This window comes from Pseudomonas sp. CCNWLW23, assembly GCF_037095675.1.
In the GTDB taxonomy this organism is placed as follows: Bacteria; Pseudomonadota; Gammaproteobacteria; order Pseudomonadales; family Pseudomonadaceae; genus Aquipseudomonas; species Aquipseudomonas atacamensis.
Map to the genome: position 1 here is coordinate 1 of NZ_JBAWKM010000041.1, position 12,906 is coordinate 12,906.

11 protein-coding genes and 5 tRNA genes are annotated in these 12,906 nt (G+C 59.4%); 11 read left to right on the forward strand and 5 right to left on the reverse strand.

All coding sequences use genetic code 11. From position 1 onward, the window contains the following. Positions 1-184: 184 nt before the first annotated feature. The 3 genes from V8J63_RS27310 to V8J63_RS27320 all read left to right on the forward strand — a co-directional run bounded on the left by V8J63_RS27310 (position 185) and on the right by V8J63_RS27320 (position 3,439). The gene (locus V8J63_RS27310) at positions 185-1,627 is read left to right on the forward strand and encodes a mechanosensitive ion channel family protein (RefSeq protein WP_024012372.1); all 1,443 of its coding nucleotides are present in this window, start codon (positions 185-187) and stop codon (positions 1,625-1,627) included. A gap of 83 nt (positions 1,628-1,710) precedes the next feature. After that, a complete protein-coding gene (gene xth, locus V8J63_RS27315) occupies positions 1,711-2,505 on the forward strand; it encodes an exodeoxyribonuclease III (protein WP_076567072.1) in 795 nt (264 codons plus the stop codon). 100 nt (positions 2,506-2,605) lie between these two features. Further along, positions 2,606-3,439 carry an arylamine N-acetyltransferase family protein gene (locus tag V8J63_RS27320; protein WP_130927727.1) on the forward strand — a complete coding sequence of 278 codons (834 nt, stop codon included), beginning with the start codon at positions 2,606-2,608 and terminating at the stop codon, positions 3,437-3,439. Here V8J63_RS27320 and V8J63_RS27325 read toward each other — a convergent pair. Then, complete coding sequence (locus V8J63_RS27325; protein ID WP_076567077.1) at positions 3,436-3,771, reverse strand: BrnA antitoxin family protein; 336 nt, start codon at positions 3,769-3,771, stop codon at positions 3,436-3,438. The two genes, V8J63_RS27320 and V8J63_RS27325, sit on opposite strands and share 4 nt — an antisense overlap. A gap of 3 nt (positions 3,772-3,774) precedes the next feature. After that, positions 3,775-4,059: a BrnT family toxin gene (locus V8J63_RS27330; RefSeq protein WP_041478522.1), complete on the reverse strand. Its 285-nt coding sequence runs from the start codon at positions 4,057-4,059 to the stop codon at positions 3,775-3,777. A 252-nt stretch (positions 4,060-4,311) separates the two neighbouring features. Between V8J63_RS27330 and V8J63_RS27335 the strand changes: the two genes are divergently transcribed. Beyond that, positions 4,312-5,835 carry a nucleobase:cation symporter-2 family protein gene (locus V8J63_RS27335; RefSeq protein WP_024012376.1) on the forward strand — a complete coding sequence of 508 codons (1,524 nt, stop codon included), beginning with the start codon at positions 4,312-4,314 and terminating at the stop codon, positions 5,833-5,835. Positions 5,836-5,948: 113 nt separating this feature from the next. Here V8J63_RS27335 and V8J63_RS27340 read toward each other — a convergent pair. Then, positions 5,949-6,024: transfer RNA gene (locus V8J63_RS27340), tRNA-Asn, on the reverse strand. Between the two features lie 219 nt (positions 6,025-6,243). Here V8J63_RS27340 and V8J63_RS27345 point away from each other — a divergent pair. Beyond that, positions 6,244-6,474: a hypothetical protein gene (locus V8J63_RS27345; protein WP_122700510.1), complete on the forward strand. Its 231-nt coding sequence runs from the start codon at positions 6,244-6,246 to the stop codon at positions 6,472-6,474. Here the strand turns inward: V8J63_RS27345 and V8J63_RS27350 are convergent. Continuing rightward, on the reverse strand, positions 6,471-6,671 hold the full coding sequence (locus tag V8J63_RS27350) for a hypothetical protein (RefSeq protein ID WP_336464948.1): 201 nt from the start codon (positions 6,669-6,671) through the stop codon (positions 6,471-6,473). The two genes, V8J63_RS27345 and V8J63_RS27350, sit on opposite strands and share 4 nt — an antisense overlap. Before the next feature lie 224 nt (positions 6,672-6,895). After that, a complete protein-coding gene (locus V8J63_RS27355; protein WP_016773918.1) occupies positions 6,896-8,092 on the reverse strand; it encodes an amino acid aminotransferase in 1,197 nt (398 codons plus the stop codon). A gap of 337 nt (positions 8,093-8,429) precedes the next feature. Between V8J63_RS27355 and uvrB the strand changes: the two genes are divergently transcribed. The 6 genes from uvrB to V8J63_RS27385 all read left to right on the forward strand — a co-directional run bounded on the left by uvrB (position 8,430) and on the right by V8J63_RS27385 (position 12,905). Further along, positions 8,430-10,445: an excinuclease ABC subunit UvrB gene (gene uvrB / locus V8J63_RS27360; RefSeq protein ID WP_016773919.1), complete on the forward strand. Its 2,016-nt coding sequence runs from the start codon at positions 8,430-8,432 to the stop codon at positions 10,443-10,445. A 277-nt stretch (positions 10,446-10,722) separates the two neighbouring features. Continuing rightward, on the forward strand, positions 10,723-12,204 hold the full coding sequence (gene gltX / locus V8J63_RS27365; protein ID WP_016773920.1) for a glutamate--tRNA ligase: 1,482 nt from the start codon (positions 10,723-10,725) through the stop codon (positions 12,202-12,204). A gap of 188 nt (positions 12,205-12,392) precedes the next feature. Further along, positions 12,393-12,468 (forward strand) — tRNA-Ala (locus V8J63_RS27370). A gap of 79 nt (positions 12,469-12,547) precedes the next feature. Beyond that, positions 12,548-12,623 (forward strand) — tRNA-Glu (locus V8J63_RS27375). Positions 12,624-12,676: 53 nt separating this feature from the next. Then, positions 12,677-12,752 (forward strand) — tRNA-Ala (locus V8J63_RS27380). Between the two features lie 80 nt (positions 12,753-12,832). Then, positions 12,833-12,905, forward strand: a tRNA-Glu gene (locus V8J63_RS27385). Position 12,906: the final 1 nt, after the last annotated feature.

The following is a 12,906-nucleotide window of genomic DNA, read 5'->3' on the forward strand; positions in this document are numbered from 1 at the left end:
GCGAAGACTTCAGTACAGCCAAGCTTTTTAGCGGTAAACACACCCAAAAAGCTTGACCGTGAACAGAGTATCTACAGGGTTTCGCAGTGTTTTCAAGCGGCGGTTCATCCGCCGAAATCAATTGCTCCTACACTGTGCCAATCTGTGCGATCTTCTCGCGATTGGCCTTTGTCGGAGTTGTTTGATGCTGTCTCTGCTGACCGAACACCCGTTGTTTAGCGCGTTGATCCTGATCCTGCTCGATCTTGGCCTGTGGCGGCTGATCAGCTCTCGCGGCAGCGAATGGAAGCTGTTGGTGCGGGTGCTGATTTTCGCCCTGTTCAGCATTGTGCTGTTCAACGAAGGCCTCAACCCGATGGAACCGGCGCCGTGGGCCGACAACGTGCCGCTGCATCTGGCAGCGACCGGGTTGCAGATCGGCTGGTGGCTGTTTGGTGCGCGGACCCTGACGGTGTTGATCGGCGCGGTGATGATGCAGCGGGTCGGCCATACCGGCCGGCTGTTGCAGGACTTGCTCGGCGCAGTGATTTTCCTCATCGCCATCATTGCGGCGCTGGCGTACGTGCTCGATCTGCCGGTCAAAGGCGTGCTGGCGACGTCCGGCGCGTTGGCGATCATCGTCGGTCTGGCCTTGCAGAGCACCTTGAGCGACGTGTTCTCCGGCATCGTCCTCAACACCACCAAGCCCTATCAACTCGATGACTGGATCTCCATCGACGGCACCGAGGGCCGCGTCACCGACATCGACTGGCGCGCCACGCGTCTGCAAACCAGCCAGGGCAGCATGGCCGTGATTCCCAACTCGCTGGCGGCGAAAGCCAAAATCATCAACTTCAGTCGACCGAGCAATATGTTCGGCGTTTCCGTCAGCGTGCCCGTCAGCCCCCATGCCCGGCCCAGCTCAGTGATCGAGGCGTTGGAGCGAGCGATGCAAGGCTGCCGGCAATTGCTCGACACACCGGCGCCGAGCGTGTCGTTGAAGAGTTCTGCCAGCGGCGGCGCGGAATACGAAATCAGCGGGTTTGTCGCCTCGATGGGCGAGAAGCGCGTGGTGCGCAATCAGTTGTTCGATCTCGCGTACCGACATTTGCAGGCCTCCGGCGTCAACCTGCTGTCGAGCAACGAGACCAGCGCCGCGCCGCAGTTGTCGCGGCCACGGGCGCTGCTGGAAAGCTCACCGATCTTCTCGACTCTGCGTGAAGAAGAAAAAGACACCTTCAGCCAGAACATGACCCTGCAAACTTTCCGCGCCGGCGAAACGATTCTCGCGGGCGGGGAGGTCAGCGATCATTTGTTCATCATTGAATCCGGCGTGGTATCGGTGACGCTCAAGCGCCATGGTGCGCCACTGGAATCCGGGCGCATGGGGCCGGGCGAGGTGATCGGTGAGGCCGGGATTCTTTCCGACACCGCCTTGCCGGCGGATTTTTCCGCGAAGACTTTCTGCGCCCTGTATCGCATCGAGAAGTCCTACCTGAAACCGTGCCTGGACGCGCGCCATGACATCCACGATGCGATGCAGGCATTGCTCGATTTCCGTCTGCACAAGGCGCAGTCGCTGACCGAGGAAACGCCCGTGGTCGCGCCGAAAAGAGGCTTTCTGCAATGGCTGCGTAACCGAGTCTGAGCTGGCGCTTTGTGATTCGATGCAACCTGGGCGGCGTTCTCAGGGTCACAATTTGCAATCCCACCGAGCAGGAGTTGCAGACGATGAAAAACCTGCGAATCGCCACCTTCAACGTCAACGGCATGCGCGCGCGGCTGCCGAATCTGCTGGAATGGCTCAAGCGCGAGCAACCGGACATCGTCTGCCTGCAAGAGCTCAAATCAGTCGACAGCGCATTTCCCGTCGCCGAACTGGAGGCCGCCGGTTACGGCGCAATCTGGCAGGGCCAGGCGTCATGGAATGGCGTGGCGATTCTGGCGCGTGATGCGCAGCCGTTGGAGAGTCGACGCGGTTTGCCCGGCGATGCCGATGACACCCACAGCCGCTATATCGAAGCGGCGGTGCACGGTGTGCTGGTCGGTTGCCTGTATCTGCCCAACGGCAACCCGCAGCCGGGGCCGAAATTCGATTACAAACTGGCCTGGTTCGAGCGTCTGATCAATTACGCCAAAGACCTGCAAAGCAGCGATCACCCGGTGGTGCTGGCCGGTGACTTCAATGTCGTGCCCACCGACATGGACATCTACAACACCCGTTCCTGGCTCAAGGACGCCTTGTTGCAACCCGAAAGCCGCGAGTGCTACCAGCGGCTGCTGGACCAAGGCTGGACCGATTCTCTGCGCCACGTGTATCCCGAAGAGCGCCTCTACACCTTCTGGGATTACTTCCGTAACCATTGGCAAACCAATTCCGGCCTGCGCATCGACCACCTGCTGCTCAATCCGGCATTGAGCCCGTATTTGCACGACGCTGGCGTCGACGCCTGGGTACGCAACGAACCGCACGCCAGTGACCATGCACCGACATGGATTCGCATCGCTTCGCGGAAAAAGCGCTGAGCGGGCGATTGGCGAAATCAATTGTCGGAAGCCGTGCTTGATCCCGTATACAGGGCAACATCCACGCAGTGTTCTGCGGCCCATGCATAAGGATCGAGCAATGAGTGCGCCACGGCTGACCAGTACCAATCTGTACCTGCAACGTCTGGGTTTCGATGCGCCGCCGCCACCGACGCTTGATACGTTGCGCCAGTTGCAGTCGCGCCACACCGCTCAGTTTGTTTTCGAAAATCTGGCGACGATCAGTGCAGAGCCGGTGTTGATCGACTTGGTCTCCATCGAAGACAAGGTGTTGCAGCAGGGGCGGGGCGGCTACTGCTATGAGCTCAATCATTTGTTCTATGCGCTGCTGCTTGAATTGGGCTTCGACGCACGGGCGATCAGCGGGCGCGTGGTGATGAATCAACCGGAAGGTAGCTGGACGGCGCGAACCCATCGTTTGAGTCTGGTGACCATCGAGGGAGTGCGTTACATCACCGACGTCGGCTTCGGCGGCATGGTGCCCACCGCGCCGCTGTTGCTCGACAGTGAAGATGAGCAACCCACCCCGCACGAACCTTACCGCATCGACAAGCAAGCAGATGGCTATCTGCTGCGCGCCAAAGTCGCAGGCGAATGGCGGCCGATGTACCTGTTCGATTTGCAACGCCAGGAAGACATCGATTACACCGTCGGCAACTGGTACGTCTCCACCCATCCCGAGTCACCCTTTTCGCAGCGCCTGATGGTCGCGCGCACCGGCGCTGGCTGGCGCAAAACCCTGAACAACGGCAGTTTTGCCATTCATCACATGGGCGCGGACAGTGAGCGGCGCGAGGTGGCGGACGTCGACGAGCTGATGAAATTGCTGCGGCGCGAGTTCGATCTTCAGGTGCCTGATTCACCGCGTGTGCGACAAGCGCTGGCTCGGGTCATCGCGCCAGCCTCCATCTAAGGCTTTACATCAGGCTCCAATACGCGACGGATTTCGCCGATGGCCGCTGACAGCTTTCGCTCGAGACTCTTGAGATCGGTGGCGGTGATGCCTTTCTTGAATTGGCCCGTCAGACCTGAATCGTCGGCGCTTTCCTGCTGGCGTGGGCCATCAAGCAGAGCATGGCGCAGGGTGTTGTTGATCACAGTCTGGTAGCCAAAGCCCTCGGTTTCCGCGGCGGTACGCGCCGCTTCGATCACCGCGTCATCAAGCATGATAGTGATGCGGGTCTTGCCCTTGCTCGGCGCTACTGCGCCGCGTTTACCTGCGGAAAAGTCATATTCGTCTTTCATCGTTCAAGCCTCCTGAAAATACGCGCGCCGTTCGCTGGGTGTGGCGAGACGTGCGGAAATGATTCGAACAACATTGGCTTCGCGATAGCTGTAAGCAACGGCAAGCACACGACCTTTGGCATCGAGGCCGAGGGTGATCCAGCGTTGTTCGTCATGGTCGTTGTCCTCAAGTGTCAGTGCGCGTTCGTCATGAAAAACCGGTTCGGCTTCGGCGAGGCTGATGCCTTTGTGCTTGAGTTTGTTGGCTGCGTTTTTGCTTTTGTCGTACTGAATCTTGAATGACTTCATTATGCATACTTTATATGTATAAAAAAGAGCGCGACTGCACCGTCGGTCGCCGTGAACACTTCAGCCTAGTGGGTACTGGCGAGGATGCAGCGGGGATGTGTTGCCGGATTTGTTGGGGCAAGAAGCGCAGGCTAGAAGGTTGGATGGCTACCTAACCATAATGTGACTGACAAGTTGTATACAACTCTATGGACATTTGTCCTGAGTATTGAATACAGTGTGCGCATAACAAAAACCAGGGAACCCCCCACCATGAAAACGCCCCATGTTTCACACCAACGGCCCGAGGACGAAAACCTCGGGGTCGGCGCGAATATGGCTTACGGCCTGCAACATGTTCTGACCATGTACGGCGGTATCGTTGCGGTGCCACTGATCATTGGCCAGGCGGCCGGTCTGTCGCCGGCGGACATTGGTCTGTTGATTGCTGCTTCATTGTTTGCGGGGGGGCTGGCGACGTTGCTGCAAACCCTGGGTCTGCCGTTTTTTGGCTGTCAGCTGCCGCTGGTCCAGGGCGTATCGTTCTCCGGCGTGGCGACCATGGTTGCGATCGTCAGCAGCGGCGGGGAGGGCGGTTTCCAATCGGTGCTGGGTGCGGTGATTGCCGCCTCGTTGATCGGCTTGCTGATCACGCCGGTGTTTTCACGCATCACCAAGTTCTTTCCGCCGCTGGTCACCGGCATTGTGATCACCACCATCGGCCTGACGCTGATGCCGGTGGCCGCACGCTGGGCGATGGGCGGCAACAGCCACGCGCCGGACTTCGGCAGCATGCAGAACATCGGTCTGGCGGCGGTCACGCTGGTGCTGGTGTTGCTGCTGAGCAAGGTTGGCAGCGCGACCATTTCTCGGCTGTCGATTCTGCTGGCCATGGTCATCGGCACGGTGCTGGCGGTGTTCCTTGGCATGGCGGATTTCTCCAGTGTCACCACCGGCCCCATGTTCGGCTTCCCGACACCGTTCCACTTCGGCATGCCGACCTTCCATTTCGCCGCGATCCTGTCGATGTGCATTGTGGTCATGGTGACGCTGGTGGAAACCTCGGCGGACATCCTCGCCGTGGGCGAGATCATTGACACCAAGGTGGATTCCAAACGCTTGGGTAACGGCCTGCGTGCCGACATGCTGTCGAGCATGTTTGCGCCGATCTTCGGTTCGTTTACGCAAAGTGCTTTCGCGCAGAACGTAGGGCTGGTGGCGGTGACCGGGATCAAGAGCCGATTCGTGGTCGCTACCGGCGGCTTGTTCCTGGTGGTGCTCGGCCTGCTGCCGTTCATGGGCCGGGTGATTGCCGCCGTGCCGACTTCGGTCCTTGGCGGCGCAGGGATCGTGCTGTTCGGCACCGTGGCGGCGAGCGGCATTCGCACGTTGTCGAAGGTGGACTACCGCAACAACGTCAACCTGATCATCGTGGCCACTTCGATCGGTTTCGGCATGATCCCGATCGCCGCGCCGAACTTCTACGATCATTTCCCGAGCTGGTTCGCGACTATTTTCCATTCGGGCATCAGTTCATCTGCAATCATGGCGATCCTGCTCAACCTGGCGTTCAACCACTTCACGACCGGCAATTCGGATCAACAATCGGTGTTCGCCGCAGCCGAAGAGCGCACCCTGCGTTATCGCGATCTGGCCGCGCTGCGTGAAGGCGATTACTTCAGCGACGGCAAGCTGCATGATTGCGATGGCAAGGAAGTGCCCGTGATCGAGCCGGATGACCACGACCATGGCCACGGCGCGCCGAAGGTGCAGGTGAAAAGCAGCGAACATGTCTGACCGCTGCGTCTGAAACAGAAAAGGCCGATCTGCCCAAGCAGATCGGCCTTTTGGCATTTTTCGAGCGTCCACAAAAAAGCCCCTGAATCTCGCGATTCAGGGGCTTTGCTATTTGGCTCCACAACCTGGACTCGAACCAGGGACCCAGTGATTAACAGTCACTTGCTCTACCAACTGAGCTATTGCGGAATTGGTGCGTATGTTACTGATTCAAAAAGAGAAGTCAAGCATCGCCTGGCAACTTTTGCGATTCGTCGGGACGGACGGCATTTTGTCAGCGATTGGCGGTTACCAGAAAGGCCTCAGAGGTCTACCATGGCAGCCCGGAAGTGGTCACACGCGCTGCCGGCCATTCGCCGCAAAGGTACGCGCCATGACTCAAATCACCCGTAATACCGAGGTGCTCGCATGAGCACTGCACAGATCAGCCTGCCCAAAGGGATCGGCCCGCACGCCGAAAAACTCTTCGATGCAATCGCCGGGGCAAGCACCGCCGAAGAATTGAACCGCGCTGGCGGCAAGGCTGAAGGTTTCGTGCTTGGTCTTGAAAGCAGCAAGGCCATCAAGAGCCAGGTCGCCGAGTCGCTGTATGTGATTTACGACGATGCTGCCACTCAACGCTCGGCCGAGCTGGCTTAACTGCCGAAGGTAGTCGTGCCGAGCATCAGCTTGGCATAGGCCGCCGTCGCCGCCAGTTGCACCAGCCACAGGGCCAGGCCACCGAGGAATACCCCGGTGGCGACTTGCAGCACCAGGCTCTTTTCACGCTTGGCCGGAGCGCGCGGGATGAAATCATCCAGGTCGTCACGGTCAGCGCGCAGGTTGTCGTTTTTCATGTGGGTTCTCTTCAGAAAATCTCGGGTGTACACAAAACCGGTAGGAGCTGCGGAACGCTGCGATCTTTTGATCTTAGAAACAAGATCAAAAGATCGCAGCCTCGTTGCACTCGTCAGCTCCTACACTTTGAATTGTGTGCAGTCTAGAGGTTGCGAGGCGTTTCCAGAGACAAATAAAAAACGGGAAGCCCAAAAGGCTTCCCGTTTTTCATCACTGGCCGAAATCAGATGACCTGAACGATCGCGTCCGTCACAGCCTTTATGTTGCTCTGGTTCAGGGCAGCCACGCAGATGCGGCCGGTGTCCAGGGCGTAGATGCCGAACTCGTTGCGCAGGCGGTGCACCTGTTCAGTGGTCAGGCCGGAGTAGGAGAACATGCCGCGCTGACGACCGACGAAGCTGAAATCGCGACCCGGGGCTTTTTCCGCCAGCAGGGCAACCATCTGCTCGCGCATGCCGCGAATACGCAGACGCATCTCGGCCAGCTCGGCTTCCCACTGCGCGCGCAGTTCCGGGCTGTTCAGCACCGCAGCAACGATGCTGGCGCCGTGAGTCGGCGGGTTGGAGTAGTTGGTGCGGATCACGCGCTTGACCTGCGACAGCACGCGCGCGCTTTCTTCTTTCGATTCGCTGATGATCGACAGTGCGCCAACGCGTTCGCCGTACAGCGAGAACGATTTGGAGAACGAGCTCGAGACGAAAAAGGTCAGGCCGGATTCGGCGAACAGGCGCACAGCGGCGGCGTCTTCATCGATCCCGTCGCCAAAGCCTTGGTAAGCCATATCGAGGAACGGCACGTGACCTTTGGCCTTGACCACTTCCAGCACCTTGTTCCAGTCCGCCGGGGTCAGGTCGACGCCGGTCGGGTTGTGGCAGCAAGCATGCAGGACAACGATCGAGCCGTTCGGCAGGGCGTTGAGGTCGTCGAGCATGCCGGCACGGTTCACGTCATGGGTGGCAGCGTCGTAGTAACGGTAGTTCTGCACCGGGAAACCAGCGGTTTCGAACAGCGCGCGGTGGTTTTCCCAGCTCGGGTCGCTGATCGCCACGACGGCGTTCGGCAGCAGTTGCTTGAGGAAGTCGGCACCGATTTTCAGTGCGCCGGTCCCGCCGACGGCCTGAGTGGTGATGACGCGACCGGCGCTGATCAGCGGCGAGTCGTTGCCGAACAGCAGTTTCTGCACGGCCTGGTCGTAGGCAGCGATGCCATCGATCGGCAGGTAACCGCGCGAAGCGTGTTGCGCGACGCGAATCGTCTCGGCTTCGATCACCGCGCGCAGCAGTGGAATTCGCCCCTCTTCGTTGCAGTACACGCCCACGCCCAGGTTGACCTTGGTGGTCCGGGTATCGGCGTTGAATGCTTCGTTGAGGCCCAGGATTGGATCGCGGGGTGCCATTTCGACAGCGGAGAACAGGCTCATTATTACGGCGGCTCTGAATGGAGAGTGGAGGGACGTGTCGCGCTCCAGCCGAATGCACTAGAGCGGTGCACAAACGGGGAGCTAGTATAGAGGCCATCACCGCGCAATGGCGACAGGCGAATCGGCTTTTAGGGTAAGTTTTTCCGATTATTTCTTGACCGTTAGTCGATTGACTTTGTCAGACTCTTTACCGGATGTAGGACGTTTGCCTTGAAAGGTCAGGCAATCGCCACCACATTCAGCACAATCCAGGTTTTTTCTTGCGCGACATCGGTCGTTTGCGGTCGTCCTCGTGGTGCTCCGCCTGACGCGGAACGCCGCGATTCCAGAGGTGTGTATGTCGGAATTCCAGCTAGTCACCCGCTTCGAGCCTGCCGGCGATCAGCCGGAAGCCATTCGCCAGTTGGTTGAGGGCATTGACGCCGGGCTGGCGCACCAGACACTGCTCGGTGTGACCGGTTCGGGCAAGACCTTCAGCATTGCCAACGTCATCTCCCAGGTCCAGCGGCCGACGCTCGTACTGGCGCCGAACAAGACCCTGGCCGCGCAGTTGTACGGGGAGTTCAAGGCGTTCTTCCCGAACAACGCCGTTGAATACTTCGTTTCCTACTACGACTACTACCAGCCCGAAGCGTATGTGCCGTCGTCCGACACCTTCATCGAGAAGGATGCCTCGATCAACGACCACATCGAGCAGATGCGGCTGTCTGCGACCAAGGCGTTGCTCGAGCGCAAGGACGCGATCATCGTCACCACGGTGTCGTGCATCTACGGTCTGGGCAGTCCGGAAACCTATCTGAAAATGGTCTTGCACGTTGATCGCGGCGACAAGCTTGATCAGCGTGCGCTGCTGCGGCGCCTGGCCGATCTGCAATACACCCGCAACGACATGGATTTCGCCCGGGCGACGTTCCGCGTGCGCGGTGACGTGATCGATATCTTCCCGGCGGAATCCGACCTCGAAGCGATCCGCATCGAGCTGTTCGATGACGAGGTCGAGAGCATTTCCGCCTTCGATCCACTGACCGGCGAAGTCATCCGCAAGATGCCGCGCTTCACTTTCTACCCGAAAAGTCACTACGTGACGCCTCGGGAAACCCTGCTCGATGCTATCGAAGGCATCAAGGTCGAATTGCAGGAGCGCCTCGAATACCTGCGCAGCAACAACAAACTGGTGGAAGCCCAGCGTCTGGAACAGCGCACCCGTTTCGACCTGGAAATGATCCTCGAACTGGGCTATTGCAACGGCATCGAAAACTACTCGCGCTACCTGTCCGGGCGTCCGTCCGGCGCGGCGCCGCCCACCCTTTACGACTATCTGCCTGCCGACGCCTTGCTGGTGATCGACGAATCCCACGTCAGCGTGCCGCAGGTCGGCGCGATGTATAAGGGCGACCGTTCGCGTAAAGAGACCCTCGTTGAGTACGGCTTCCGCCTGCCTTCGGCGCTGGACAACCGGCCCATGCGTTTTGACGAGTGGGAAGGGGTCAGCCCGCAGACCATTTTCGTTTCGGCAACGCCCGGCAATTACGAAGCCGAACACGCCGGGCGGGTGGTTGAGCAGGTGGTGCGGCCGACTGGCCTGGTCGACCCGCAGGTTGAAGTGCGGCCGGCGCTGACTCAGGTCGATGACTTGCTCTCGGAAATCACCAAGCGTGTGGCGATCGAAGAACGTGTGCTGGTCACCACGCTGACCAAGCGCATGGCCGAAGACCTGACCGATTACCTCGCCGACCACGGCGTGCGCGTGCGTTATCTGCATTCGGACATCGACACCGTCGAGCGCGTCGAGATCATCCGCGATTTGCGCCTCGGCGTGTTCGATGTGCTGGTCGGGATCAACCTGCTGCGTGAAGGCCTCGACATGCCGGAAGTGTCGCTGGTGGCGATTCTCGATGCCGACAAGGAAGGCTTCCTGCGTTCCGAGCGCTCGCTGATCCAGACCATCGGTCGCGCGGCGCGTAACCTCAATGGCCGGGCGATTCTCTACGCTGATCGCATGACCGGTTCGATGGAGCGGGCGATTGGTGAGACCGAGCGCCGTCGCGAGAAGCAGATCGCCTTCAACCTTGAGAACGGCATTACCCCGAAAGGTGTGATCAAGGACGTCGCCGACATCATGGAAGGCGCCACCGTGCCGGGTTCGCGCAGCAAGAAGCGCAAAGGCATGGCCAAGGCCGCCGAAGAGAACGCCAAGTACGAAGCCGAGTTGCGCTCGCCAAGCGAAATCACCAAACGCATCCGCGCGCTGGAAGAGAAGATGTACCAATTGGCGCGGGATCTGGAGTTTGAAGCGGCGGCGCAGATGCGTGACGAGATTGCCAAACTGCGCGAACGATTGCTTACGGTATAAGGGATCGCTCCCACGCTCTGCGTGGGAATGCCGCCCGGGACGCTCTGCGTCCCATCGCTCGTGTGACGCAGAGCGTCACAGGATGCTTTCCCACGCAGAGCGTGGGAACGATCATTGTGTATCCCTGTGGGAGCGAGCCTGCTCGCGAATGGCCTTCACACAAATCGGACGGCCAAGCGCATCCGGCTTAAATACCCTGCCCGCTGGAGCGGGGCGGGTGTCGCCTGTTACCATTCGCCGCTTGATTGTTCTGCTCTTCATTTTTTCGAGACAAGCCATGACCACCGTCCGCACTCGCATCGCGCCATCGCCTACCGGGGACCCCCACGTAGGTACCGCTTACATCGCATTGTTCAACTACTGCTTTGCCAAGCAGCATGGCGGTGAGTTCATCCTGCGCATCGAAGACACCGATCAGTTGCGTTCGACCCGCGAGTCCGAACAGCAGATCTTCGACGCCCTGCGCTGGCTCGGTATCGACTGGAGCGAAGGCCCGGACGTCGGCGGCCCGCACGGCCCGTATCGGCAGAGCGAGCGCGGCGACATCTATCAGAAGTACTGCCAGCAACTGGTCGACATGGGCCATGCGTTCCCGTGCTTCTGCACTGCTGAAGAACTCGATCAGATGCGCGCCGAGCAAATGGCTCGCGGCGAAACTCCGCGCTACGACGGCCGCGCACTGCTGCTGTCGAAGGAAGAAGTCGCGGCGCGCCTGGCCGCTGGCGAACCGCACGTGATCCGCATGAAAGTGCCGAGCGAAGGCGTCTGCGTGGTGCCGGACATGCTGCGTGGCGACGTCGAGATCCCGTGGGATCGCATGGACATGCAAGTGCTGATGAAGACCGACGGCCTGCCGACGTACTTCCTCGCCAACGTCGTCGATGACCATCTGATGGGCATCACCCACGTGCTGCGTGGCGAAGAATGGCTGCCATCGGCACCGAAACTGATTTTGCTGTACGAATACTTCGGCTGGGAACAACCGGAGCTGTGCTACATGCCGCTGCTGCGCAACCCGGACAAGAGCAAGCTGTCCAAGCGCAAGAACCCGACCTCGGTGACGTTCTACGAGCGCATGGGCTTCATGCCGGAAGCGATGCTCAACTACCTCGGGCGCATGGGCTGGTCGATGCCGGACGAGCGCGAGAAGTTCTCGCTGCAGGAAATGGTCGACAACTTCGACCTCAAGCGTGTCTCCCTCGGCGGGCCGATCTTCGACATCGAGAAGCTGTCGTGGCTCAACGGCCAGTGGCTGCGCGATCTGCCGGTGGAAGAGTTTGCCGCCCGCGTGCAGAAGTGGGCGTTCAACTCTGAATACATGATGAAAATCGCGCCGCACGTGCAGGGCCGGGTTGAAACGTTCAGCCAGGTTGCACCGCTGGCGGGGTTCTTCTTTGCCGGCGGCGTGAATCCGGATGCCAAGCTGTTCGAGTCGAAAAAGCTCTCCGGCGATCAGGTTCGCCAGTTGATGCAGTTGATCCTGTGGAAACTGGAAAGCCTGCGGCAGTGGGAGAAGGACAGCATCACCGCGACGATCCAGGCGGTGGTCGAATCTCTGGAGCTGAAACTGCGCGACGCGATGCCGCTGATGTTTGCTGCGATCACTGGGCAGGCCAGTTCGGTGTCGGTGCTCGATGCGATGGAAATCCTCGGCCCGGACCTGACCCGTTTCCGCCTGCGCCAGGCGATTGACCTGCTGGGCGGTGTGTCGAAGAAAGAAAACAAGGAGTGGGAAAAGCTCTTGGGCGCCATCGCCTGATTGCTTTTGCTTCTCTGCAGGACTGCCGAAGGCTGTGATCTTTTGATCCTGCCTTCGGCGTTTCTCCCGAATTTACGGGGGAGGGCGGTAAGTGATTGTTATCCCGGCAAAAAATTTTGAAATTTTTCAAAAATAAGTTTGACAGGCTTTCGATACGCCCTTAAGATTCGCCCCGTCCTCAGCGATGAGGGGCTATAGCTCAGCTGGGAGAGCGCTTGCATGGCATGCAAGAGGTCGACGGTTCGATCCCGTCTAGCTCCACCAATTTACACTTCGAGGTCTGGCCACACCGGCCTTGAAGCGATCAACACTCAGCGTTGATCAGTTGTATAGAAAGGTTTGCGTCCCCTTCGTCTAGTGGCCTAGGACACCGCCCTTTCACGGCGGTAACAGGGGTTCGAGTCCCCTAGGGGACGCCAGTTTTACAGAAGTGATGTTGCAAGAGATCACTCCGCCGCGAGGCGAAAAATCCGGGGCTATAGCTCAGCTGGGAGAGCGCCTGCATGGCATGCAGGAGGTCAGCGGTTCGATCCCGCTTAGCTCCACCAATTTTACAGTTCAAGGTCTGGCCACACCGGCCTTGAATCGATCAGCTCTCAGCACTGATCAGTTGTATAGAAGGGTTTGTGTCCCCTTCGTCTAGTGGCCTAGGACACCGCCCTTTCACGGCGGTAACAGGGGTTCGAGTCCCCTAGGGGACGC

Coding starts and splice junctions, on each gene's coding strand:
- V8J63_RS27310 (WP_024012372.1), top strand. CDS start 185: ATGCTGTCTCTGCTGACCGAACACCCGTTGTTTAGCGCGTTGATCCTG.
- xth (WP_076567072.1), top strand. CDS start 1,711: ATGAAAAACCTGCGAATCGCCACCTTCAACGTCAACGGCATGCGCGCG.
- V8J63_RS27320 (WP_130927727.1), top strand. CDS start 2,606: ATGAGTGCGCCACGGCTGACCAGTACCAATCTGTACCTGCAACGTCTG.
- V8J63_RS27325 (WP_076567077.1), bottom strand. CDS start 3,771: ATGAAAGACGAATATGACTTTTCCGCAGGTAAACGCGGCGCAGTAGCG.
- V8J63_RS27330 (WP_041478522.1), bottom strand. CDS start 4,059: ATGAAGTCATTCAAGATTCAGTACGACAAAAGCAAAAACGCAGCCAAC.
- V8J63_RS27335 (WP_024012376.1), top strand. CDS start 4,312: ATGAAAACGCCCCATGTTTCACACCAACGGCCCGAGGACGAAAACCTC.
- V8J63_RS27345 (WP_122700510.1), top strand. CDS start 6,244: ATGAGCACTGCACAGATCAGCCTGCCCAAAGGGATCGGCCCGCACGCC.
- V8J63_RS27350 (WP_336464948.1), bottom strand. CDS start 6,671: ATGAAAAACGACAACCTGCGCGCTGACCGTGACGACCTGGATGATTTC.
- V8J63_RS27355 (WP_016773918.1), bottom strand. CDS start 8,092: ATGAGCCTGTTCTCCGCTGTCGAAATGGCACCCCGCGATCCAATCCTG.
- uvrB (WP_016773919.1), top strand. CDS start 8,430: ATGTCGGAATTCCAGCTAGTCACCCGCTTCGAGCCTGCCGGCGATCAG.
- gltX (WP_016773920.1), top strand. CDS start 10,723: ATGACCACCGTCCGCACTCGCATCGCGCCATCGCCTACCGGGGACCCC.